We start from the raw sequence: 23,857 nt of genomic DNA on the forward strand, positions 1-23,857 counted from the left end.
CCTGAAGCGCTGACGTTGCGTGCGGCGCGGCTTGCTCTCTCGGCTGCAAGGTGATGCTGCTCAACATGATGCTGTCAGGTACCGGGCAAGAGGGCATTTCATGAGGGAGCCACAGTATGCGCCTGCCTTGCGTGACCTGTCTGCAAGGCTTGCGTGAAATCTGAACGCGTTTTTGCAACACGATCGACATATTCACCATGCTAGGTTCAAGGGGCACACTCCAACGGAAGGCATGTCGCCAATGGTAAGAGTCGAGAAGCAGTCCCGTCGTCTGTACGTCCTCGATACCAACGTGCTGATTCACGACCCCTCAGCCCTGTTCCAGTTTGACGAGCATGATGTCGTCATCCCGATGACGGTGCTGGAGGAGCTGGACAAGCACAAGAATGGCCACAAGGAGATTGCCCATACCGCCCGCCAGATCAGCCGTACGCTGTCCGATCTCACCGCGGATGTCACACCTCAGGAAATCCTGCGTGGAATTCCGCTCCCGCCCTCCATGAATGGTGCGGGCAACCTGCACTTTCTCTCCGGCCACGTCGATCAGAGCGACGCCTGTGCCGACAATCGCATTCTCGCCGAGACCCGCAGCCTGGCTACACGCTGCCAGGACGCTTCGGTCATCCTGGTCACCAAGGACATAAATCTGCGCATCAAGGCCGCCGCTTTGGGGATGGCGGTGGAGGACTATCTGACGGACCGCGCCTTCACCGACAGCGATGCCATGATCGAGGGCGTCAAGCTGTTTCATGAAGCCGGTCCTGATGGCCAGGGCGTGTGGGACGACTTGCAGGTCGATGTCACCGTCACGCGAGAACACCATCGCACCTTCTACGATCTGTCCGGCCAGATGCCCAAGGACTGGTACCCCGGCATGCTGATCGCGGATTGCGATGGCGATGATGGTGCAAGCTTCGAGGCCATCGTACGCGAGCTGGAGCACGACTATGCACGCCTGGAAGTGCTGCAGAACTATCGCAACGAGCGCAGCGCCTGGGGAGTGAATGCCCATGACAGTCGCCAGAACTTTGCCCTCAACCTGCTGATGGACGACAGCGTCGACATGGTGTCAATCGCGGGCAGTGCCGGCACCGGCAAGACCTACATGACGCTGGCTGCCGCGTTCGAGCAGACACTGGAGAAGAAGCGTTTCGAACGCATCATCTTCACCCGCGCGCCGATCGCGATGGGCGAAGAGATTGGCTTTCTGCCCGGCACCGAAGAAGAGAAGATGTCACCGTGGATGGGCGCCTTCCACGACAACATGGACAACCTGCTGCGCAAGGAGGGAGAAGGCACCAGCGCCTGGAACGAGGAGGCCACGCGCGCCTGGATCGGCAATCGTGTCCAGATTCGCTCACCGTCCTTCATGCGTGGCCGTACGCTGAGCGACACCTTCCTGATCATCGATGAAGCCCAGAACCTGACACCCAAGCAGCTCAAGGGCCTGCTGACACGGGCGGGCGCCAACACCAAGGTGGTACTGCTGGGCAACGTCGGCCAGATAGACACTCCCTATCTGACCGCCAACACCTGTGGCCTTGCGGTGGCAGTGCAGCGCTTCAGCTCGTGGCCGCATGCCAGTCACGTGACACTCAAGTGCGTTGAGCGCTCACGTCTGGCGCTGGTAGCGGAAGAGCTGTTGTGAGCGGTTCACCACACTTTCGACAACCTCTTGGCAACACGATGGTGTCGTCATCACGACACTGACGACTCTGACATTACAGGCTCGGTATCAAGAGAGTGGTATCACCAGAATGAGAGCACGACAGCACTGACAGAAAGCGCCGCCCATCTGGGCGGCGTTTTCGTGTGCATTACTCACGTCAGTCACGGGAATCATGCCACAAGTGCGTGGTGATCACTCGACAAGGCTTTCAGCATACGAAGGGCGGCAAGGGCGCAAAGGCCAGACGCTCCTTGAGCAGCTTATTCTCGTGCGTCAACTGCCCAAGCTGAGCCTCTAGGCGTGAGTATTCCGCAGAGGAGTGCTCCAGCTGCGCACGCATGTCCTTGAGCTCCGTCTCGCGCTGCTGGCGAGCCGATGTCTCTTCAAAACGGCGACGCTCTTCTTCCTGCAGCTGCTTGCGTTGCTCGGCCGCCTGGGCATCGAGACGCTCGACGCGCTTCTCGAGCTGCTCCTGACGGCGCCGGTGCTGCTTGTCAAGCTCACTCTTCTCGAGGCGCGCATCATCCAGCATCTTCATCAGGCGCGTTTCGCTGACCTCATGACGCGCCTCTTCCTGCGCGAGGCGTTCCTTCCACTCGCTTTCCTGCGTCTGAATTGCCTGTTGATGGCGCTCATGGTCGACTTCGCGCGTGCGCTCCATGGCCGCGATGTCTTCCTGGGCCAGGGTCAGACGCTTTTCGAGCTTGTCCTGCAGCTGCTGCCAATGTTCCTGCTCATTGGTCAATGTCGCCAGGGCCTGCACGCGCTCTTCAAGTCGCGCCTGCACCTGGGCCAATTGCTCGGACAGGGCGCTGAGTCGCTGTTCGGCATCTTCCGCGCGGCGCTGTGCCTGCGCTTCGGCTTCACGCGCCTCGACGGTCTGCTTGTCCGCTTCCTGGCGATAGTGCACCAAGCTTTCATTGGCCAGTGACTGCGCTTCCTTCCAGACCGTGGCCAGGGTCTCGGTGAGACTGTCAGGCATGGCCTGGCTCAGCGGCTCATCACGCTTCTCGGCGCGGCGTTGGCGCCAGTCACGCAGGTGATCGCTGATGGTGGTGAAGCTGCCGGTCCCCAGCACTTCACGAATCTTCTGCACGCTCGGGGCCTCGCCCCGCGCCATCAGTGACTCGATGGCTCGTTGTACATCCTCGTACTGGACGCCAGTGCGCGCCATGGGAATCTCCGTCCTTAGTCCGTCATTGATACGTAGTCTGTCATTGATACGTCGTCAGTCGTTGCTGCTTGACCGCCATTACGCCACGAAGCGCGGCCAACTACCACTCTCCAGCACGCACTCTCGTAACGTAAAGGCAGCGGATGGGCCACGCCATCTGGCGAGAGCAATACCTTGGATGCCGCTCGCCTTCTTCTGCCGTCAGCCTGTCATCAGCCTGGTGCCCATCTTAGCGATGTTTTCTGACAAGATAAAGATAATTACATATTACGTAATATGTAATTTACGATACGAGCAGACTGATAAATTCATGATTACGCGCCTTATCTTGAATTATCATGGCCGTAACGTCACAATCAGCCCCGAGGACAGGGAAAGCCTGGTCAGAACAGGGAAGGTCAGGGCAGGAAGGGCAGACAAGAGAAGAATAGGGGCGCCACAGAGCGGCGCACGTTTGATATGACGCGCCAGACGGGCGATATACAGCCAAGATGCTGCAACGGGAGCTGATCGGTGAAAGAAAGCACGCATGACGGTATCACGGCGCTGGTCGGGCATCTGGAGGGCGAGCTATCCAGAGTGCAGCAGCAAGCCCAGCTGACGGCTACCGACGGCCGCTCACTGATTCGCGCCCGCACCGATGTCGAGGCTGTGGCCGCCTGGCTCAACGAGTATCGTCACAGCGCTCAGACGCTGCGCGCCTATCGCAAGGAGGCGGAGCGCCTGCTGCTATGGCTCAAGGCTGAGGGAGAGCAGGGCAGAGAAACCGCCCTGGCCAGTCTGGATCGCGAACGACTCGAGCACTTCGAGGCGTTTCTGGCCGACCCTCAGCCTGCAGAGGTCTGGATCGGTAGCGTGCGCGCCCGCAAGCATCCTCAGTGGCGACCCTTTCGCGGCCCGCTGGCCCCCACCAGCCGCCGTCAGAGCCTGGTGACCCTGCAGGGCATGTATGCCTGGCTGATCGAGGCCGGCTACCTGTCACGCAACCCGTTCCGCCTGATGCGTGACAAGCGCCGCATGGACAACCGCACGCTGCGCATCGAACGCTATCTCGAGCGCCCCTTGTGGGACTGGTTGTGGGGGCACATCGAAGCGCATTGCGAGGAGCTGACACCGCTCGGTGCTTCACCTGAGGATGGGGTGTCCCGCGAGCGCTTCGTGGCCGAGCGCCAGCGCTTTCTGTTCGCGTTCGCCTACTTGATGGCGCCACGCATTGCGGAAATGGCCGCCGCGAGGATGGGCGATATCGTCAAGCGGGAAGGCCAGTGGTGGTGGCGGGTGATCGGCAAGGGCGCCAAGCTGGCCGAGATCCCGCTGCCGCCGCCGATGCTCGAAGCACTGGTTCGCTGGCGACGCCTGCGCGGGCTCAGTGATCTGCCGCAGGCACTGCCCGCCGACGAGTCGCTGCCACTGCTGGCGCGCCTGGATGGCACGACACCGCTCGGCGACAACCAGCTCTACCGCTTGATCAAGCAAACATTCACACAGGCCGCCATCGACATGCGCCAGCGAATCCAGAGTCCCGGCGATGCCAGCGAGCTGATGGCACGCACGCTCGATCAGGCAAGCCCTCACTGGCTGCGCCACACCGCGATCACCCATCAGGCACAGGCTGGGGTAGAGCTGCGCTTTCTGTCGCGCTCCGCCAGACACTCGCGACTGGATACGACATCTCGCTACCTGCACGCCGAGGACAGCGAGTGGCAGCAGCAGATGGCCAGACATTCGCTGGCGACGCCAGGCCATCTGCCTGAGGCGCCAGAACACGACCCATGAGCGCTGCTACAGGCGCTCAGACCCGAAGGCGCCGTGCGTCCGGCGAGGTCAGGCGTTATCATGGCGACAGCGTATCTTCAGACACTTTGCAGTGACATCATCGGGAGTCAGCATGAGCGACGCGCAACAAGCGCAGGCGGAACTGGTCGAGGAATTCAGCTTCTTCGACAACTGGATGGACCGCTATCAGTACATCATCGACATGGGCAAGGCGCTGCCGGAATATCCGGAGGCATTGAAAGGCCCTGAGACCAAGATCGACGGCTGCCAGTCCAACGTCTGGATTCACCCCGAAGTGCGTGGCGAAGGCAGCGAGCAGCGCCTGCATTTCCAGGCGACCTCGGACGCCGCCATCGTGGCAGGCCTGATCGCCGTGGTGTTGCGCATCTACAACGATCGGACGCCGCAGGAAATCGTCGCCACCCAGCCGACCTTTCTCAATGAACTCGGCCTCGACAAGCACCTGTCGCCGACGCGCTCCAACGGCCTGCATGCGATGCTCAAGCGTATCTACGGCGTCGCCGAGCTACACGCCAACGCCTGAGGCCTGCCGCTCTCGCTCTGATGCTTTAGCTCTGATGCTTCAGGTCTGGGCCGACATGAGTAACGCAAGACGCCCGCCATTCCAGTCTCGAGATTTCGAGCGGAATGGCGGGCGTCTTTTTTGGGTTTTTCTCAAGAATTTCTCAGGGCGTTCTCAGGCTAATTTCAGCCTGTTCAGCAGGGCGTCTGCACACCCTCAGCGATGCTCGCGCACTTCCAGCACATGCGTCATGGCCTGATGCTGCCCATCCCAGACATAGCGCAGGTGCGGCCCCTGAATGGGGATACTGACCGCCGGCGGACGCAGAATGGCGGCGCACTCGGCGCCTGCATCCACCTGGGCGTGGCGCACGCTTGGATAGAGCAGGCCAAAGCTGCCAGCCTCTCGCAACCTGGCGGCAAAGGCCTGGCCGGCAGGGTAGCTGGCCATGTCTGGCTGACAGAGGGCGTCATGGCCCTCGCGAATGTCATGCAGTGACTGTGTCACGCGATTGACGTAACTGCGCATGGTCATTTCCTGGCTGGGCTGCGCGGTATCGGCCAGAAAGCGCGCCATGTGGAAGCGGGTCTCGCTGATCGCGGTATCCAGCGTACTGGCGCAGTAATAGACCCCGAAACTGCCATCGGTGAAGCGCGAGGCACGCCCGATGTGAGTGAAGGCCGCCATCACCGGCGTGGAACCCGGCCCGCTGATGCGGTCTTGCGGCGCGACACGGCTCAGTTCGCCGGCTTCTTCACGCAGGCGGTCATTGGTCAGCGCCTCGATGGCAAACGCCATCTCCAGCTCATCAGGCTCGAGAATGTCCTCGAATACCGAAATGGGCGGGAAGGCGCTGGAGATCACGCGCCAGGCGTTCTGCCAGTCCGGCAGCGTCAAGGGGGGCAGGGCAGAGTCATCGGCATGCTTGCCTTCGCTCGTCCATTCGCTCATCCACGCACTCCGTCGAGATAACGGCGAGTGTCGGCCAGCGAGACCACTTGCCCGGCCAGCATGTAGTCCAGCGCACTCTGGCCATTGAAGGGCGCCGCACGATTGGGGCGACGTACCCATTCATGGGCCATCTCGGGCGTATTGCTGAACAGGATGCGCAGGGCCTTGTGGATCCCCATCACGTAGGAGATACGCTCCAGGGTGTCGTTGGGCAGGCGTACTTCCGGCAGCTTGCGGTACTTGTGGTAGGTGGTGGTGCCGATGCCCCCTAACAGCACGCGCTGATCCGCCGCGCTGCACTGCCACTTCTCCATGATGTTGAAGAAGGACTTGAGGGCAACGCGGCCCGCACCAGGGCTGGTCGGCGACACACGATCGAGGGCGGCTGCGGTGGACATGACATTCTCCTGCTGACTGACGATGGCGTCACAGCTGACGCCATACACATGTGAATGATAACACAGAAATACTTCACATGCGCACAGACATCCACAAGACTCCGCCGCTCGCAGGGCACACGACCCGGTCACTCGCAAGGCGCATGCCCTCAAGGCCTGGGCGCGCCATCCTGATCATGCGCATCGCAGCAGCTGGCAGACGAGGCGCGCCCCTTGCGCGGTGGCACCGGGTCCACGCCACCCGGCCCGCCCAGCGGGTGGCAGCGCGACAGACGCCTGGCGGTGAGCCAGCACCCCTTGAGAGGCCCGTGCACCTTGATGGCCTCCAGCCCATAACTGGAGCAGGAGGGGTAGAAGCGACAGCGCGGCCCCAGCAGTGGGCTGAGCACCAGCTGATAGCCGCGCAGCAAGCCGGTCAGCAGGCGCGTCATTACCGACGACATGCCGCGCCTGAGGTAGTGGCGACGTTCAGGCGTTGCCATACAGGGTGTTCGGATCAATGATCGGCGGATCGGTAATCTCGGCACCTTCCACATCCAGGCGCCAGTAGAAGCAGCTCTTGCGGCCGGTATGGCAGGCAGGGCCTGTCTGATCGACCTTGACCAGAAGGGTGTCGCCATCACAGTCCAGATGTGTACTGACCAGCTTCTGCTGCTGGCCCGAGCTCTCACCCTTGCGCCACAGCTTGCTGCGCGAGCGAGAGAAGTAGCACACGCGACCGGTGGAGAGCGTCTCGCGCAGAGCTTCGGCGTTCATCCACGCCATCATCAGTATCTCGCCGCTGTCATGCTGTTGTGCGATGGCGGGAATCAGACCGTCGCCATTCCAGGGCAAGGCCTCGATCAGCGTTTCCAGCGCGACCTTCTCGCCGACGTCGGCATTTTCCAGCGATTTGAGCAGTCCATCCTGAGCCATCGGGGTGTTTCCTTGCAGAGTCCATATCGAAGCCCCCTCAAGCGTCATGTCACGCCGGTAGGGGCTCACGCAGTATTCAGTGTCACAAGCCGCGAATCAGCGACGCAGTCCGCCACGGGCGCTGCGCCAGATGAGCGACAGCAGGTAGGCGATGCCGGCCACCAGCACGATGGTCGCGCCGGCGGGCAGGTCGAACTGCCAGGAGAGCGCCAGCCCGCCGGTGGTGAAGGCCATGGCCGCCAGGCTCGCGATCACGATCATCATGCCCAGTGAGCGCGCATGATGGCCGGCAAGCGCGGCAGGCAAGGACAGCAAGGCCAGCACCATGATCAACCCCACCGCCTGCAACAGCAGCACGACGGTGATCGCCACCATTACCAGCAGCAACAGGTAGAGCGTCTTGACCGGGACGCCGCGCAGACGTGCGAACTCCTCATCGAAGATCACCGCAGTCAGCGGGCGATGCACCAGCAACAGCACCAGCGCCAGGCCTCCCACCATCCAGGCGAGGGTACCGATGGCCTCCGCGGGCACCAGCAGCAAGTTACCGAACAGGTAGCTCATCAAATCGACCTTGTAACCCGGGGTCTGACTGATGAACAGGATGCCGGTGGCCATGCCGATGGCCCACAGCGCACCGATGACAGTGTCTTCCTGATCAAAGCCCTTGAGACTGATGTAGCCGATCAACAGCGCGGCAAGAATGGCGCTGATGAAGGCGCCGACCAAGGGACTTGCGCCCATGAAGTAGGCGATCCCCATGCCGGCGAGCACGGTATGGGCGATTCCCCCCGCCAGATAACCGATGCGGCGCACCACGACATAGGGGCCGACCAGGCCCGCGGCAAGACTGGCCAGCAGACCGGCGAAGAGGGCATTCTGGAGAAAATCCTGGCTGCCCAGGGCGGTAATGAAATTCATGTAGTGTAAGCCTAGAGCGCAGAGCGGGCGACGTGAAGGAAGTGAAACAGGTCAGAGGGACAGTCACCGGCCGCGGCATCAGTGATGGTGATGGATCATCTGGACGTGTTCGCCATAGAGCCGCTCGATCGATTCAGCGGTGAGTGCCTCGGTGTCATGGACGATCATCTTGCGGTTGAGGCAGGCGACCCGATCGACGTAGTCACTGATGAAGCCGAGATCGTGACTGATCACTACCACGCTCATGCGGTTGGCCAAGCGATTGAACAGCTCGAACAAGGAGCGCTCGCCGTCGCTGTCGACACTCGCGGTGGGCTCATCAAGCAGCAATAGCTGAGGCTCGGCCGCCAGGGCGCGGGCGATCAGCACACGCTGCAGCTGACCGCCGGAGAGGGCATCGATATGTCGACGGCGCAGGTGACTGATACCGACTTCTTCCAGCACGGCACCGATCGCCTCACGGTCCGAACGTGGCCAGGGGCCCCACTGACGGCGACGCCCCTGACGTCCCATCAGCACGACATCTTCCACGCGAATAGGGAAGCGTTTCACGAAGTTGGCAAACTGTGGCACATAGCCGATATGTCGCGCGGCAGCCTGAGGCGTCCGCCCGAGCACGCCAACACAGCCAGCTGCTGGCTTGTGAAGACCGAGTATCAGCTTGAGCAGTGTACTCTTGCCGCCACCGTTGGGCCCGATGAGCCCCACGATCTCGCGAGCCCCGACCTGAAAGTCGACATCATCGAGAATGATCTGCTCGCCATACCGGAAGGTTACGCCGCGAATATCAATGGCATCCGGTGCATCTGCCGGTACCGGGCGAAAGACCGGTCCGACACTGCGCCCGGTGGCTGTCGCCTCCGGATGGCTGTCCGTGCGCGGGCGCGCGACGGAGGTGGGGCTGACCATGGCGTAAGCTACCTCGTTGCAACGCAGACGGGCGCATGAGCGCCCGTCTGCCTTTTCGATGGGGCGCGGTATTGTGCAAGATCAGACGATATGCGCAATACCTCGCCGGAAATTACTGGCGATCAGTCAACTCAAAACCCGCCTTGAGTGCTGCGGTGGCGTGCTTCAGGTTGTCGAGATAGTCCTCTGCCAGCGGGTCCAGTACGGCCACTTCGGCCTCCAGGGAGCTGGCGATCCGCTTGGCCGCCGTCTGGGAGAACTGCCCCGAGACAAAGATGGTACCGATATTCTCATCCTTGGCACGCGTGATCAGCGTGGCCATCTCGCGCGGCGTGGGCTCACGGCCACTGACTTCAATGGCATGCTGCTCGAGCGAGTAGCGGTCCGCGAAATAACCGAAACTGGGATGGAAGATCAAGAAATTGCGGCCCTTGTAGGGAGCCAGCATCTGCGCGATCTGCTCATCCAGCTCGCTCAAGGACTTGAGCAAACGCTGCTCATTGGCATCTATCTCGCTGGCATGCTGCGGCAGGCGTGCCTCGAGCACCTCGGCGGAACGCTCGACGACGGTTTGCATGCGCTGAGGGTCCAGCCAGAGGTGGGGATCGGCTTCGCCGAGATCGCCATGCTCGTGCTCGTCATGATCCGCGTGGACTTCATGCTCATGCTCGTCGTGACCCGCGTGGGCTTCATGCTCATGCTCGTCGTGATCCGCGCGGGCTTCATGCTCATGCTCGTCATGATCCGCGTGGGCTTCATGCTCATGCTCGTCGTGATCCGCGTGGGCTTCATGCTCATGCTCGTCGTGATCCGCGCCATGATCATGATGATGCGCTTCGCCACTGCCGAAGTGGCGTGTATTGAGGCCCTCCTCAAGATGCACCACTTGCATGTCGGCATTGTTCTTCTCGAGACGCGGCAACCAGACTTGCTCGAAGGGTACGCCAATGGCGAGATAGAGGGGAACCGTCGACAGCTCGGCCACCTGGCGCGGGGTCGGGTCGTAGGCGTGCGGGTTGTCGCCCGGCTTGACCAGCGTGGTGATCTCGACATGCTCACCGGCCAACTGATCGACCATCCACTCGATGGGGGGTACGCTGACAGCTAAATGTAGAGGAGCACCGTCCTGGGCGTGAGCGGCAGGTGTGGAAAGCGCGGCAAGCGCGCCCAGCACACTCAGCGGCAGGGCACGCGCGGCCCGCGGACCCAGCGTGCGCTGGATTCGGGACAGCAGCTTTTCACACAACACTTGGCGAGACGCCAGGGGAGAGCCCACATGCATACTCATGACACCACTTCCTTGCTAGTGATCACGGCCTGATGCGGGCAGGGCGTGCCGAGAACCGGCACGCCAGGACCGCTATCAGCCGCGGTTGAACGAGAGACGCTGGCCGTTGGCCAACGGATTGACGGTCTTGCCGTCGTAGGCTTTCACGCCATTGACGAAGGTCGCATCGATACGTGCCTTGAAGGTCACGCCATCGAAGGGGCTCCAGCCACACTTGTAGAGCACATTGTCACGCGTGACGCTGGTCTCGCCATTGAGGTCGACCAGCACGAGGTCAGCGAAGGCCCCTTCACGGATATAGCCGCGATCGACGATGGAGAAGCGATCCGCCACGTTGTGACTGGTCTTTTGCACCAGGGTCGCCAGGTCGTAGATGCCGTCCTGAACCTGGTCGAGTAGTGACAGCAGGGCATGCTGCACCAGCGGCAGGCCGGAAGGCGCCTTGAAGTACGGGTTCTGCTTCTCTTCCCAGGTATGCGGTGCGTGATCGGTGGCGATGATATCGATACGGCCATCCATCACGGCAGCGCGCAGGGCGGCGCGGTCTTCAGCGGTCTTCACTGCCGGGTTGCACTTGATCAGGCTGCCACGGGTGTCGTAATCGGCGTCGCTGAACCACAGGTGGTGCGCGCAGACTTCGGCGGTGATCTGCTTGCCCTTCATCGGCCCGGCTTTGAACAGCGCCATTTCCTCGGCGGTGGTCAGGTGCAGGACATGCAGCTGGGTACCGTTGCGGGTCGCCAGATCGATCGCCAGACGGGAGCTCTTGATACAGGCTTCGCGCGAGCGGATCAGACCGTGTTCGGAGAAGGGCACATCTTCCCCGAAACGCTCACGCCAGCGCGCTTCGTTCTCGAGAATCATCGGCGTGTCTTCGCAATGCGTGACGATGGGCGTCGGTGCATGTTTGAAGATGCCTTCGAGAATCTCAGGGTCATCGACCAGCATGTTGCCGGTAGAGGCGCCCATGAAGATCTTGATGCCGCAGGTCTGGTTCGGGTCCAGCGTCTTGATCGCTTCCAGGTTGTCGTTACTGGCACCCAGATAGAAGGCATGGTTGGCATGGGCACGGCCGGCCGCCACGGCGAACTTGGCCTCCAGTGCATCGCTGTCCAGGGTCGCCGGCTTGACGTTGGGCATGTCGAAGAAGGTCGTGATCCCCCCGGCCACGGCAGCGGCTGACTCGGTGGCGATGTTGCCCTTGGCGGTCAGACCCGGCTCACGGAAGTGTACCTGATCATCGATCATGCCCGGCAGCAGATGTCGGCCAGCGGCATCAATCACTTCACGTGCATCGAGATGAGACAGGTCGCTGGCGATGGCGTGAATACGCCCGTCCTTGATGCCCACATCCTGAGTGGAAATGGTGCCTTCATTGACGACCTGCGCCTGCGTGATGCGGATGTCCAGCATATGACGTCCTCCGTGGGGGGGGCAAATGTTATATCGTACCAAAAGCGCTCGCAAGCGCCGTTCACTGGGCGTTTTCTGCCAAGGAAGCTGCTGGAGAGGTGCACTCCTTGCAACGCCCCTCGAGTTCGATGGTCTGGCGTTCGATCGAGAAGCCATGGCGATCGGCGCTGGCGACAAGCCGGGTGCCGAGATCGTCATCATGCATTTCCTCGACACGACCACAGCCGCGGCAGATCAACAGCTGAAAGCCGTGCTGATGTTCCGGGCAGTGGCAGGCAAGGTAGGCATTGAGTGATTCGATGCGATGGACAAGGCCCTGTTCGAGCAGGAACTCCAGTGCACGATAGATCGTGGGAGGGCGGGCAGCGCCATGTTCCTTGGCGAGCTGATCCAGCAGGTCATACGCCTTGAGTGCGCCATGACTGGTCGCGATCATTTCCAGTACACGTCGCCGAATCGGCGTAAATCGCACACCGCGCGCCAGACATTGACGTTCGGCCTGGTCGATCAGCGAAAGTGGCTCTGGCATGAAGAATCCTGAGTGTCGTGAATCCCGGATGTCAAAAGGCGTCAAGCGCGAAGAGAATAAGGGCGTCAGCGCGCAGCCTGAATGACCAGATGCTTATTCTAGGGCAATTGGACCATGACGGGCCACCGGCAAAGGCATCGGGGCTGCGTGAGTCACTCAAAGGCAACGCACGGTGCGGGAGCCGACATGAAGTCGTGGACAACAGAACAATATGATATAACATAACAATAATGGCTTTCTGGTCGCGATGATAGACCACCGACCATCCCTGACAGGAGAATTACATGGCCCAGTTCGAGGCGCTGCACCCAACCCTTCACACACGGCCCGTGCCACCCCCGGCGGCCAGCTCGTCACCTTCGACTCTCGCGTCGGCGCCAAGGCCCGCAACCCATTGGCATATCGGGCACGAGGCACATGACCTGGGAGCCATCTTCGATCCCGATATCAGTCTGGCCGTGATGCAACGCCGCATCGATGCGGCATTGAAGATGGCGGTCAAGGCTCAGTCCTCGGGTGCCTACCCGCTGCGCATGCGCTGGCGTGGACCGATCAGTGATATGCGTGAGGCGCTGGAGCGCTACCTTCCCGCACCGGATGCCGGGGCTGCGCTGATAGATGATATCCGTGTGCTGGGTGAGGCCATGGGCGAACTCTTCGAGGTCAAGGATATCGGCATGCGACTGGAGATGACCCAGAGCGCCATGTGCCCGCGCTTTCATGTCGATCGCATCCCGGTCAGATTGGTGACGACCTACGACGGCCCGGGCACCCAGTGGCTGCCGGAACATGCCGCCGACAGACTGGCTCTGGGCCACGGCCAACCCGGCCATCAGGACATCTGCCTGGCCCCTGGCGAGATACATGAGCTGCGCCCGGGCAGCCTGGCGTTGCTCAAGGGCGAGTGCTGGCCGGGCAACGAAGGGCGAGGGCTGATCCATCGCTCACCGGTGGTGCCCAATGGCAGTCGCCTGATGTTGAGCATGGACCCCGGCTGAGCTGAGGCCAAGTGAATCATCAAACAAGAACACCCCGCCAAGGCGGGGTGTTCTTGTCTTTACCGATGGCACGTCAACGGATCAGTCCGCGATCGGCGCCATGCCGACAGTGGCGACATCTTCCTTGCTGCGCGAAAAGTGCTTGCGCGCAAAGGCGACACGCTCGGCGACCGGCACACCGTCGGGCTGACGCTCGATCAGCTCGAGTCGCTTGCGCAGGCCCTCGCCATTGGCCATCTGGATGGCCAGCCCCGGACGGGCGTTGAGCTCCAGCAGCATCGGGCCATGACGACGATCCAGCACCATGTCGGTGCCCAGATACCCAAGTCCGGTCATCTCGTAACAGCCGGCAGCCAGCTCGAGCAGGGTGTCCCACTGCGGCACCTTGAGCGAGAAGATATCGTGCCCGGTATCGGGGTGCGCGAACTGCGGGCGATCGTACTGCACGCCGCGCACCGCCCAGCCACTGCCGATATCCAGCCCGACACCGACCGCGCCCTGGTGAAGGTTGGCCTTGCCATCCGAGGCCGCCGTCGACAAGCGCATCATCGCCATCACGGGATAGCCCTTGAAGACAATGACACGAATGTCCGGCACACCCTCATAGGTGAACTCGGCGAAGGCCTGATCGAAGGAGATCAAGCCTTCGACCAGCGCCACATCCGGTGAGCCGCCCAGCGAATAGAGCCCTGACAGGATATTGGAGACGTGACGTTCCATGTCGGCACGCGTGATGCGCGCGCCGCTGGGCTTCACATACTCTTCGCCATCATGGTGCTCGATGACGAGGATCCCCTTGCCGCCTGAGCCCTTGGCCGGCTTGATCACGAAACCGGCGTGATCGCGCACCATGTCGACGACACGCTCGACCTCGAACTGGCTGGCGACCTTGCCGATCATCTCCGGCGAGGCCAGGCCGTACTTCTGGCACAACAGCTTGGTCTGCAGCTTGTCATCGACCAGTGGATAGAGACGACGGTCGTTGTACTTCGAGATGTACCCGATGTTGCGGCGATTCATGCCGACAACCCCCCGGGCGCGCAAGGCGCCCGGCGTGGTCCAGTTGCGAGACAAGCGATTCAACCATGACGAGAGCATTTCAATCCTCCGTCAGCGGCTTGAAGCGGCGCAATTCCAGCAGACGATAGCCGGTGTAGTTGCCGAGCAGCAGGATGAAGGCCATCAGCACCAGTTGCAGACCGAGGAAGTTGAAGGTCAGGTGACGCACCCACGGATTGTTCATCGCCAGATAGGCCAGCACGGCGGTCAGAAGGCTGCCCCCACCTTGCTTGAGCACTTCCTTGGGACCTTCCTCTTCCCACAGGATCGACATGCGCTCGACGGTCCACGACAGGATGATCATCGGGAAGAAGGTGATGGTCAGGCCGGCGTTCAGGCCGAAGCGATAGGCGAGTACCGAGAAGATGGAGATGATCGCGATCACCGTGATGATCACCACCGAGACCCTCGCCACCAACAGCAGATTGAGCCGCGACAGGTAACTGCGGATCACCAGGCCCGTCGAGACGATCAGCAGGAAGCCGATCAAGCCGGTCACCAGGCTTGTCTGGATGAAGGCGAGGGCAATCAATACCGGCATGAAGGTACCGGAGGTCTTGAGGCCGACCAGTACACGCAGCAGCACCACGACCAGCGCGCCGATCGGGATCAGCAGGATGGTCTTGAACAGCGCCTGCTCTTCCAGAGGCAAGGAGTGGATCGAGAAGTTGAGCAGCTCGTCATTGGCCAGCTTGTTACGCACCGCGACGGCCGCCGGCTCGTTGTGACGGATCATCGAGAAGCTGACGCGGGAATTCACGCCACCTTCAACTTCCAGCATCGGCGCGCCACGACCTTCCCACAGCAGCAGGTTGTCCGGCTCACCTTGCTTGCCAGTTTCCGGGTTGATCAGCACCCAGTCGGTGTTGATGTCCCCAGCAGCGGCGCCATCGATCTCCACCGCCTCGTTGCCTTGCGGCGTTTCGGCGAAGACCTGCAGCCAGGACGAGACCGTCTGGCGACGACGACCGTCTTCCAGGCTCAGGCCGCTGACCAGACGCGCACTGACACCGGCCTCATTGAGCAGGCGCAGCATGAGCTCGGGACGCTCGAACTGGGTCAGCAGCAGGCGCGCATTCTCGCCCTGACGCTGATTGTCGAACTGTTTGATCAACTCGCGGGCGAAGGTGAAGGAATCGGCACTGCGCTCACGGGCCTGATCGATGACCTGGGCCGCGGCAGTATCGTAGGGACGCTCCCAGGAGACTTCCTGAGGGGCCGGCAGGCGCTTGATGGCCGCAGGGGTCGCGTTGTCGGACTCCAGCATGGTCACGGTGTAATACAGCAGCTGCGAGCCTGCCGCTTCACGGATCGACCATTCCGCACGACGGCCCGGCAGGTCATCCAGATAGGACAGCCCGAAGCCCGAGGACGCCGTGTTCTCGGTGAGAACGCTGTAGCCTTTCTGGTTTTCCGGCAGCGCCAGCGACGCCTTGACCGGACCGCCAGTGGCCGTGAAGGCCACCTGGGCTTCGATATCCCACACTTTTTGCTGTGCACCGGGTACCCAGGGCACATCAAACGAAATATGGCGATAGGCGGTCAGGCCCACACCGATCAGCATCAACAGGCCGACCAGAAGATAGAAAGCAAAACGCGACATGGGAGTCCTTGAAATGTCTGGAGCAGTCATGATGGCTCGGTGGCGCACCGAGCCATGTCAGGCAGCGAAGCCGGGCAAAGGAGACAGGAGGGCGCTTGCCACTCAGTCCCGGTTGCCTTCGTTCGGGTCCTCGTCCTTGGCCGCTTCGTTACTGGGTGCACTGCCCGGATACTCCGGACGTGCATTGATGAAGGTACGGCTGACGTCCACCGCAGCGATGTCCATCATGAAGCGACGGCCCAGCAATACCGGATAGGTGAGCTCACGACGATCATTGAGGGTAAACTCGACCTTCTGCTTGATGTCACCCAGTGTCATCAACAGGCTGACGACGGGACGCTCTTCGCGGCCGGAGGCCTGGATGATGGTCACCGTGCGGCTGACCTGGGCTTCGACCCACTTGTCACGATCGCCCGACACGAAATACTTGCCGTCATCCCGCAGTGCGAGCTTGAACTTGACCCACTTGGCGCCGTCGCGCTCGAATTCGGTGATATCACGCGCCGACAGCGACGAGGTATTGGCGCCGGTGTCGACGCGTGCCTTGAAGTAGCTGCTGATGCTCGGGAAGCCGACCCACTCGACGCGCCCAAGCAGGGTCTTGTCGAGGATGGGGTTGTCGGTCACGGCCTTGCAGGCTTCCACGGCCTGCGGCTGTGCGGGCTGTTCCATCTCGGCATGGATCTGGCGCAGCTGACTGCCGACTTCTCGCACGTCACGACGCAGAGAGCGGCTCAGCGCCTGCTGGTCGGCAAGTTGCTGCTGTTGGACGTTGCATTGGCCTGCCAGCTGTTCCTGCAGGGCATCGATGCGTTGCGAGAAGGCATCTGGCGTCAATACCGGTTTCTGCGGTTGCGGTTGTGCCGGGACGCAGCCGGCCATGACGACGACACTGGTCAAGGAAACAGGCAATAGCAGCTTGCGGATCAGCATAGGGGAGAAGGTTCCTGTTCAGCCTTGCTGCCGCTCTACAACCTGTGTGAACGGCAGACATAATTCTTGTCCATCGTCAGTCAGCACACTGATCCGACGATGCCTGGGTATTCCCTTGTATAGCTTTGGCGTTCTAGCACCGAAGCGTTACTGGAGGCGATCATACGTAGCCCGAATGGTGACTGTCCACGTTTCAGCAACTGACGCCGAGCCATTTCCTGCGATTCACCAACGTAGCGATCACTTTCTGTCGCCAGTCGAGGACAGACCACACAAGGTCCCACCAGTCGTGGGTCAGAGCCGCTGTCAGCCGGCTGTAGATATAACGCCAGCTTGGCTTGCGTCGTTTTCAGGTGACGAAAACCTTGATGGAATTCAATCTGCAGACAGGACTAACCTTCGCGGCAACTTGCACAGCCAGACCTCACTGTTTGCGCATTGTTCAGGATGCCACTGCATCATCAGCGCGGGATCACAGCATGGCAACGACACGATCTCGGATGCGAGTGCGCCGACGAAGCGAGCCAGACTGTCGCCAAACTGATCAAATGCAGGCCACTCAGCAAAAGATAGGCGGGAACGTCGACTGACTCCATCGGCTGACTTTAATGACAAGCAGAACGAGGTTCACAAGCAGCTATGCAGAAGCTGTCATGCACGCGGAGGAGGCCAGGTGCCTGAAGATCGACGCTCAAGCATTGATGCACACACAGCTTTAGCATGCTCACGAAACGTTGTATTTAACATAATATATATTACACGAACAATCACCTGCAGGACCCATAAGTGAACCTAAGCACCCGCATGGCCGGCTGCTTTGGTTCATCTGGCAAGGCCCATCAGGTCAAGTTCGTCGGGCCAGGCTCAGCGAGGTGGACCTGTCGGCTTGCATCAGCGATGGCCTGTTTCACGATCCAAGTGCCAAGCAGCCCGTTGCTCAGGAGCGCGAATAAACTTATCCTTGATACAACTCACGCACAATCGTTGTATAATAATTACGGCCACATGTAATCCACGCCGCAGATCTTGTCACCCAACATTGCCGCGCACCGTGATGACTCACGGATGGGCGCGAACCGGAGTCAGCGATGCCCTTCTTCACATCCTGTCTGTCAGCTAGCGCTGGATTCATGCACAACGGCATTCGTTGCATCAGCGGCCGCGCAGCCGTGTTGATCATGGCAGCGGGCTTGTCAGCCTGTAGCGGACCTCAGATAGAAGATTACGCGGGCAGCGGCCCTGAACTTCGCATCGATGACTACTTCCTGGGCCATACACGTGGCTGGGGCATGGTGCAGGATTACCGTGGTGAGGTGACGCGGCGGTTCGTGGTCGATGTCATCGGCAGCATGCAAGGCAATCAGCTGATTCTGGAGGAAGACTTCGTCTATGCCGATGGCGAGACGCAACACCGCCGCTGGACCTTTACCCCTGCGGGTGATCGCCAATGGATCGGTCGAGCGGCAGATGTGACGGGCGAAGCGACAGCGACGACCCGCGGTAATGCCTTGCGCATGAACTACGTGCTCCAGGTACCGATCGACGACAGTACTTGGGAGTTCAGCATGGATGACTGGATGTATCTGCAACCGGATGGTCGCATCCTGAACCGGACCTCGATGCGCAAACTGGGCCTCGAAGCCGCTAATATCACCTTGGCATTTCAGCGCTGCCCCTGTGACTCACCAGCATCTGAGCCGAAATGACAGCTCTTGCGCGGCAGTTATGTTGGCCCCTGATGGCTTCAGTCCTTGAAAGCACCAGCCTTTGTCGATTCCAGCGCCTGACAGCCCAACTCTCAAGAGGCACCGGAGCCACCCGCATGCTGTTCGAGCGATGTCTCCACCTTGGACAACCACTTGCCGTAATCGTCTTCTGGCGCCATCGGCACTCCAAAAGCGTATCCCTGCAATTGATCAAAGCCCAAATCAACCATTGCCTGACGCTGGCGTGAGTGTTCGATGCCAACTGCGATGGCGGATATATCCAGGGCATGCAATGCCGCCGTCCAGGCTTTCAACAGGCGCCCCTGACGCGTATCGGTCTGCAACAGACTGATCCAGTGCGGATGCAGTTTAACGCTGGTGATGGGCAGCATGCTTATTAGACGCAGGCTGTCATCCTCAGGGCCGAAACGGTCGACACAGAAACTGATACCGTCATTGGCCAGCGATTTCATCGCCAATACTAGTGGCTCCGGCGTCGCGGAAAGACTCTCGACACCGCTGATATCAAGGCGCAGGCAATTTCCCTTGAGCCGGTAAAGACGCAGGACACGGCGCAGAGTATCGATATACTCGCTTTCGATCAGGCGCGACGCCGTGATATTCAGCGACAGAGGTAACAACATGTCGTTACCCTTCCTGGTCGCCAGCCACTGGCTGAGCAAGCCGCAGCTTTTGCGCAGCACCCAGATATCGAGCTCCTCATCCAGCCCCGCGTGTCTGGCGATGCGCAACATCTGATGGGGTGTGATCCAGCGGTTCTTGTCTTGCCAGCGCAGCAGCACTTCCTGACCGCTGAGGTCTTGGCTGCCCGCAGTGACGATGGGCTGTAGATGGATGCACAGCTCATTGTCACGCAGCGCCTGGGCAAAGCGGTTATTCATCTCGAGGCGCAGATTGAGGTTGTCCGTGAGATCCGCGAGCTGGACGCCCTTCTCTTTTGGCGCCCACTCACTGGCACAATCAAGCTCCTCTTCTACCACGCCGATTAGTTCCGCCGCTGACATGCTGTCGCTTACAAAGGTGCCTGCTCCGATCAGTAAATCAGGTCGGGTATTGGCGGAGAGATGCAATAACCAAGGCTGTTCCACGAAGCGATGCCAGCGCATGCCATGCAAGGCCTGGTCACGCGGCAACAGGATCATCAGGGTATCTTCGCTAATGCGCCCCTTGAGCAGGCTCTCATCATCGAAATTTTCATTGAGCTGGTTGGACAGGGACTGCAGAACTCCTTCGTAGAAGTCGACGCCCTGCTGCTTGCGCAGTCTTTCAGCATTTGTCAGCTTGAGCAGAATGACTTGTATCGGCCCTTGGCTTGCATATTCTTCCAGCCAAGCAGACATTTTATGAAGAAAGCGCCCACGCAGGCTGTAGCCGGTGATGGGGTCGATATTGGCTTGCAACGTAGCGCGTGCTCGTTCTCCCAGCAGCGAATCGAGCTGGATCAGCTCATTCTCGACCAACAGGGCACAACGCTCCAGCCGCTTCAGCTGGGCCGTATCCAGTTGACGGGGCTTGTGGTCGATCAGGCACAGAGTCCCCAGCGGCAGGCCGCTGCTGTCACGCAGCACGGCACCCGCGTAGAAGCAGACATGCGGTGGCCCCGTCACCAGGGCGTTATCAAAGAAGCGCTCATCCTGACGCGCATCATTGACGATCAGAAAGCGCTCTTCATGCAGCGCGTGGGCACAGAAAGCGAGATCCCTGTCCGTCTGCCGTGCATCCAGCCCACAATGGGCCTTGAACCACTGGCGGTCTTCGTCCACCAACGACACAAGGCAGATGGGCACATCAAAGATATCAGCGACCAGTCGCGTCAGATCGTCATAGCGTTTTTCATGGTCACTATCCAATACATGCAGCGAATGCAGGCTATTGAGGCGCTCTTCTTCACGCGGATGAGGTGCCGCCGGCCTGAAGCCGGGCCGGCCACCCGGCGCGAGGGTCGTCTTTGCAGCGGAATCTGCCATGGCATACTGCCTCGTTGGTACTTCTATGAGATATAACCGCATGTTCGTACTTGAGCATACCCGCCTCCACTGTTGACTGGCAGAATCGGCAACTGGCGATTCACAAACGATAATTGAGCGTGTAAATCACTGAATGCATTGCTGTGTGGCAATATCGCAGCGATTTCTCGCCATCACGACACAAAAGCCCCGTAGCAAGGCTACGGGGCTTTCTGGTTGACGCTTGTCCTTTTGAGCTCAGACGCTTCGCACCTCACTCACGAAGAGACAGGGTTTCAGGCTTCAGCGGGTGCATAGGAGCCATCTTCACGATGGACTTCCTTGCCGGTCAGGCCCGGGGTGAACACACACGCCAGGTGCATGGTCTTGGTAGCACGCAGCAAGTGATCATCATGCTCGTTGAGGATATAGATGTCGCCCGGCTTGATCGGCCAGATCTTGCCATCGGCCAAGGTTTCGACCTCACCCTCACCTTCCATGCAATACACCACTTCATAGTGATGCTTGTAATGGATGTGGGTCTCGGTGCCTTCAAAGATGCGGGTGATGTGGAACGAACACTTGCCGCCATCTTCATCGAGCAGCAGGCGCGTGCTATCCCAGTTGCCATTCTCGGCCTTGACCAGACGATCAGTGTTGCGAGCTTCTTCGAGATTGCGAACGATCATGTGTTTTCCTCACTAGGCTGCCTGACATCGACAGCTGACAGATGGCGATTACCGAAACGAAGGGGTGACCTGGATGGGCAATCGGTGGGGATGGCAAACCAAGGGTTCGCCAACGACCCGCGGGACGCCGATGACCGGGCGCCCCGCGGGAAGACAACGTTACTTGGACAGCACTGCGGCAGCGCTTTCCTCGATGATATCGAGGGCTTCCAGCAGGTCTTCGTCACGGATGGTCAGCGGGCACAGGCACTTGACGACCTGACCGGAGTGACCACTGGTCTCGATGATCAAGCCCTGATCGAAGCAGCGTGAGGTGATGGCATCGGCCAGCTCACCGTCACGGACATCGATACCGCGCATCAGGCCACGGCCCTTCTCGTGCGCTTCAAAGCCGTTCTCGCGGGCCTTGGCGGCAATCTTCTGGAAGCGATCTTCGACGATACGACCCTTGCGCTGGATATCGCGCTCGAACTTGTCATCGCTCCAGAAGTGGCGCAGCGCGGCGGCGCCGGTCACGAAGGCCAGGGCGTGGCCACGGAAGGTGCCGTTGTACTGGCTCGGCTTCCACTGGTCCAGCTCGGGACGCATCATCACCATCGCGAACGGCACACCGGAGGCAGACAGCGACTTCGAGTTGCAGACGATGTCCGGCACGATGTTGGCGTGCTCGAAGCTGAAGAACTTGCCGGTACGGCCACAACCCGCCTGGATATCATCGACGATCAGCAGGATCTTGTGCTCCTTGCACAAGGCATCCAGACGCTGGAGCCATTCGATGGAGGCCGGGTTGATCCCACCTTCACCCTGTACGGTCTCGACCAACACTGCTGCCGGGCGATCCAGACCGCTGGAGGAATCCTTGAGCAGCTTGTCGAGGTAGGCAACGGTGTCGATGCCCTCACCCATGTAGCCATCGTAGGGCACGAATTGCGCACCCTGCGCCGGCAGCCCCGCCGCATCACGGAACTTGGCGTTACCGGTGGTGGCCAGTGCCCCCATGGTCACACCATGGAAGCCGTTGGTGAACGACACGATGTTGTGGCGGCCGGAAACCTTGCGCGCCAGACGAATGGCGGCTTCGACCGCGTTGGTGCCGGTCGGCCCCGGGAAGTGGACCTTGTAGTCCAGACCACGCGGCTTGAGGATCACTTCCTCCAGCGCTTCGAGGAAATCGCGCTTGGCGGAAGTCCACATATCCAGACCGTGGATGATGCCATCATTGCTGATGTAATCGACCAGTGCCTTCTTGAGTGCCGGATGGTTATGCCCGTAGTTGAGCACACCGGCACCGGCGAGGAAATCGATGTAGCGCTTGCCGTCCTCGGTGAACAGGTGAGCATTCTGCGCCTTGGTGAAAACGGTCGGGAAAGAACGCGAATAAGTGCGTACCTCGGATTCCATCTGTTCGAGAATCTGCGTATTCATGCTGTCACCTCCCTGGTGATGGATGGCCGCGTACTAAAAGGCCATACCAGAATGTAAAGACGATCCAACGAATGACACTGCCCCCACCTCGCTAACACATGGGGTCAGCAGGAGATGTCACAACCTTCCTGTCGTGAACATCTGCCGAACGGGACGTGATTCTTCTCGACGACCGACACAAGAATCATGACGGCGTCCCGTCCAGGACTTCTTGCGGTTTGCTACCCGCCCTTGCTGCGCATGGGCCTTGATTGCACAAGAGCCTTGAGCGCGTCGAGCACTTAGATGTCGCTCGGCAGGAACGGGCCGATGCGCACCAGGTTTTCGGCAAGGTGCTCACCACCCAGCTGGTCTGAGGAGAAGTACTCACGCGAGTGCAGCGGCACCTGCCAGCGCTCGGCGAGGCGAGTGAACAATGCCCAGGATGCCTCGTTGTCGGGCGTGATGGTGGTCTCAAGATGACGCACGTGCGCCATTTCGGGACGCTTCATCACGGCTTCAATCAAACGACGTGCCAAGCCAGTACCACGCGCCTTCTCACCGACGGCGATCTGCCACAGGAAGAAGGTCTGCGGGGCGTCGTTGCGGGTGTAACCAGAAACAAAGCCGACGACCTCACCTTCCTCATCTGTCGCGATGGCACAGCTGTCACGGAACTGCGTGGCCAGCAAAACGTACGAATACCCTGAATTGAGGTCCAGCGGCGGGCAGGCCTTGACCAGCTCATAGATGCCCCAACCATCATCGGTAGTCGGCTGACGGATGAACAACGGCGCGCTGGCGCGGTTGATCACGGCATCGTGGGTGTGGTGGGCCAGGCCCTGAATCGTGGAAGTCATTGTCATGGTTTTCATAAAATATTTCGCAGTTGGCGAATTCGCTATAAACCATAACAAACTGTTATGGGTATCGCAAACCATAAATTATTCTTGTGAAGCGCATGGATAACACATGATTATCCAAAACCCGTATCGGTGAGCGTGCAGGCCTGGGCCTGGGCCAGTACCAGTA

General features: G+C 60.3%; 22 protein-coding genes and 1 pseudogene. 5 read left to right on the forward strand and 18 right to left on the reverse strand.

What is annotated here, in order from left to right; translation table 11 throughout:
- Nucleotides 1-241 precede the first annotated feature (241 nt).
- Nucleotides 242-1,648 carry a PhoH family protein gene (locus NH396_RS11570; protein WP_253063791.1) on the forward strand — a complete coding sequence of 469 codons (1,407 nt, stop codon included), beginning with the start codon at nt 242-244 and terminating at the stop codon, nt 1,646-1,648.
- Between the two features lie 229 nt (nt 1,649-1,877).
- On the opposite strand, the gene NH396_RS11575 is transcribed toward NH396_RS11570, so the two are convergent.
- Entirely contained in the window at nt 1,878-2,843 is a 966-nt protein-coding gene (locus NH396_RS11575) for a DNA-binding protein (RefSeq protein WP_253063793.1), read from the reverse strand.
- 513 nt (nt 2,844-3,356) lie between these two features.
- Here NH396_RS11575 and NH396_RS11580 point away from each other — a divergent pair.
- A complete protein-coding gene (locus NH396_RS11580; protein WP_253063795.1) occupies nt 3,357-4,619 on the forward strand; it encodes a site-specific integrase in 1,263 nt (420 codons plus the stop codon).
- A gap of 112 nt (nt 4,620-4,731) precedes the next feature.
- The gene (locus NH396_RS11585) at nt 4,732-5,163 is read left to right on the forward strand and encodes a SufE family protein (protein WP_054556665.1); all 432 of its coding nucleotides are present in this window, start codon (nt 4,732-4,734) and stop codon (nt 5,161-5,163) included.
- 195 nt (nt 5,164-5,358) lie between these two features.
- Here NH396_RS11585 and NH396_RS11590 read toward each other — a convergent pair whose 3' ends face one another.
- From NH396_RS11590 to NH396_RS11630, 9 genes are all read right to left on the reverse strand, one after another.
- Entirely contained in the window at nt 5,359-6,093 is a 735-nt protein-coding gene (locus tag NH396_RS11590; RefSeq protein ID WP_253063797.1) for an RES family NAD+ phosphorylase, read from the reverse strand.
- On the reverse strand, nt 6,090-6,491 hold the full coding sequence (locus NH396_RS11595) for an MbcA/ParS/Xre antitoxin family protein (protein WP_176677103.1): 402 nt from the start codon (nt 6,489-6,491) through the stop codon (nt 6,090-6,092). The genes NH396_RS11590 and NH396_RS11595 overlap by 4 nt, the downstream gene beginning before the upstream one ends.
- A 149-nt stretch (nt 6,492-6,640) precedes the next feature.
- The gene (gene yidD, locus NH396_RS11600) at nt 6,641-6,973 is read right to left on the reverse strand and encodes a membrane protein insertion efficiency factor YidD (RefSeq protein ID WP_253063799.1); all 333 of its coding nucleotides are present in this window, start codon (nt 6,971-6,973) and stop codon (nt 6,641-6,643) included.
- Nucleotides 6,960-7,406 carry a phosphoribosyl-AMP cyclohydrolase gene (gene hisI / locus NH396_RS11605; RefSeq protein WP_253063801.1) on the reverse strand — a complete coding sequence of 149 codons (447 nt, stop codon included), beginning with the start codon at nt 7,404-7,406 and terminating at the stop codon, nt 6,960-6,962. The genes yidD and hisI overlap by 14 nt, the downstream gene beginning before the upstream one ends.
- 96 nt (nt 7,407-7,502) lie before the next feature.
- Nucleotides 7,503-8,327, reverse strand: coding sequence for a metal ABC transporter permease (locus NH396_RS11610; RefSeq protein ID WP_253063803.1), 825 nt, complete (start codon nt 8,325-8,327; stop codon nt 7,503-7,505).
- Between the two features lie 78 nt (nt 8,328-8,405).
- A complete protein-coding gene (locus NH396_RS11615) occupies nt 8,406-9,236 on the reverse strand; it encodes a metal ABC transporter ATP-binding protein (protein WP_253063805.1) in 831 nt (276 codons plus the stop codon).
- A 112-nt stretch (nt 9,237-9,348) separates the two neighbouring features.
- Entirely contained in the window at nt 9,349-10,524 is a 1,176-nt protein-coding gene (locus NH396_RS11620; RefSeq protein ID WP_253063807.1) for a zinc ABC transporter substrate-binding protein, read from the reverse strand.
- Between the two features lie 75 nt (nt 10,525-10,599).
- Nucleotides 10,600-11,937 carry a dihydroorotase gene (locus tag NH396_RS11625; RefSeq protein WP_253063809.1) on the reverse strand — a complete coding sequence of 446 codons (1,338 nt, stop codon included), beginning with the start codon at nt 11,935-11,937 and terminating at the stop codon, nt 10,600-10,602.
- Between the two features lie 61 nt (nt 11,938-11,998).
- The gene (locus NH396_RS11630) at nt 11,999-12,466 is read right to left on the reverse strand and encodes a transcriptional repressor (RefSeq protein ID WP_253063811.1); all 468 of its coding nucleotides are present in this window, start codon (nt 12,464-12,466) and stop codon (nt 11,999-12,001) included.
- A gap of 284 nt (nt 12,467-12,750) precedes the next feature.
- Between NH396_RS11630 and NH396_RS11635 the strand changes: the two genes are divergently transcribed.
- On the forward strand, nt 12,751-13,464 hold the full coding sequence (locus NH396_RS11635) for a DUF1826 domain-containing protein (RefSeq protein ID WP_253063813.1): 714 nt from the start codon (nt 12,751-12,753) through the stop codon (nt 13,462-13,464).
- Nucleotides 13,465-13,545: 81 nt separating this feature from the next.
- On the opposite strand, the gene NH396_RS11640 is transcribed toward NH396_RS11635, so the two are convergent.
- The 3 genes from NH396_RS11640 to NH396_RS11650 all read right to left on the reverse strand — a co-directional run bounded on the left by NH396_RS11640 (nt 13,546) and on the right by NH396_RS11650 (nt 17,059).
- Complete coding sequence (locus NH396_RS11640; protein ID WP_253065285.1) at nt 13,546-14,562, reverse strand: alpha-L-glutamate ligase-like protein; 1,017 nt, start codon at nt 14,560-14,562, stop codon at nt 13,546-13,548.
- Between the two features lies 1 nt (nt 14,563).
- Nucleotides 14,564-16,126, reverse strand: coding sequence for an inactive transglutaminase family protein (locus tag NH396_RS11645; RefSeq protein ID WP_253063817.1), 1,563 nt, complete (start codon nt 16,124-16,126; stop codon nt 14,564-14,566).
- 102 nt (nt 16,127-16,228) lie between these two features.
- Nucleotides 16,229-17,059, reverse strand: a complete 831-nt coding sequence (locus tag NH396_RS11650; protein ID WP_253063819.1) for an ATP-dependent zinc protease — start codon at nt 17,057-17,059, stop codon at nt 16,229-16,231.
- Between the two features lie 1,088 nt (nt 17,060-18,147).
- Between NH396_RS11650 and NH396_RS11655 the strand changes: the two genes are divergently transcribed.
- Complete coding sequence (locus tag NH396_RS11655; protein ID WP_253063829.1) at nt 18,148-18,765, forward strand: DUF3833 domain-containing protein; 618 nt, start codon at nt 18,148-18,150, stop codon at nt 18,763-18,765.
- A 92-nt stretch (nt 18,766-18,857) separates the two neighbouring features.
- Here the strand turns inward: NH396_RS11655 and NH396_RS11660 are convergent, their stop codons facing one another.
- The 5 genes and pseudogenes from NH396_RS11660 to ectA form a co-directional block, all read right to left on the reverse strand.
- A complete protein-coding gene (locus tag NH396_RS11660; RefSeq protein WP_253063831.1) occupies nt 18,858-20,186 on the reverse strand; it encodes a GGDEF domain-containing phosphodiesterase in 1,329 nt (442 codons plus the stop codon).
- Between the two features lie 102 nt (nt 20,187-20,288).
- Nucleotides 20,289-20,795, reverse strand: a pseudogene (locus NH396_RS17180) (GAF domain-containing protein); the annotation flags it as partial.
- Between the two features lie 233 nt (nt 20,796-21,028).
- Nucleotides 21,029-21,421, reverse strand: a complete 393-nt coding sequence (locus NH396_RS11670) for an ectoine synthase (protein ID WP_176677115.1) — start codon at nt 21,419-21,421, stop codon at nt 21,029-21,031.
- Between the two features lie 159 nt (nt 21,422-21,580).
- Nucleotides 21,581-22,846: a diaminobutyrate--2-oxoglutarate transaminase gene (gene ectB / locus NH396_RS11675; protein WP_253063843.1), complete on the reverse strand. Its 1,266-nt coding sequence runs from the start codon at nt 22,844-22,846 to the stop codon at nt 21,581-21,583.
- A gap of 281 nt (nt 22,847-23,127) precedes the next feature.
- Nucleotides 23,128-23,691, reverse strand: a complete 564-nt coding sequence (gene ectA, locus NH396_RS11680; protein ID WP_233593255.1) for a diaminobutyrate acetyltransferase — start codon at nt 23,689-23,691, stop codon at nt 23,128-23,130.
- Nucleotides 23,692-23,857: the final 166 nt, after the last annotated feature.

Source organism: Cobetia sp. Dlab-2-AX (genome assembly GCF_024124625.1).
Taxonomy (GTDB): domain Bacteria; phylum Pseudomonadota; class Gammaproteobacteria; order Pseudomonadales; family Halomonadaceae; genus Cobetia.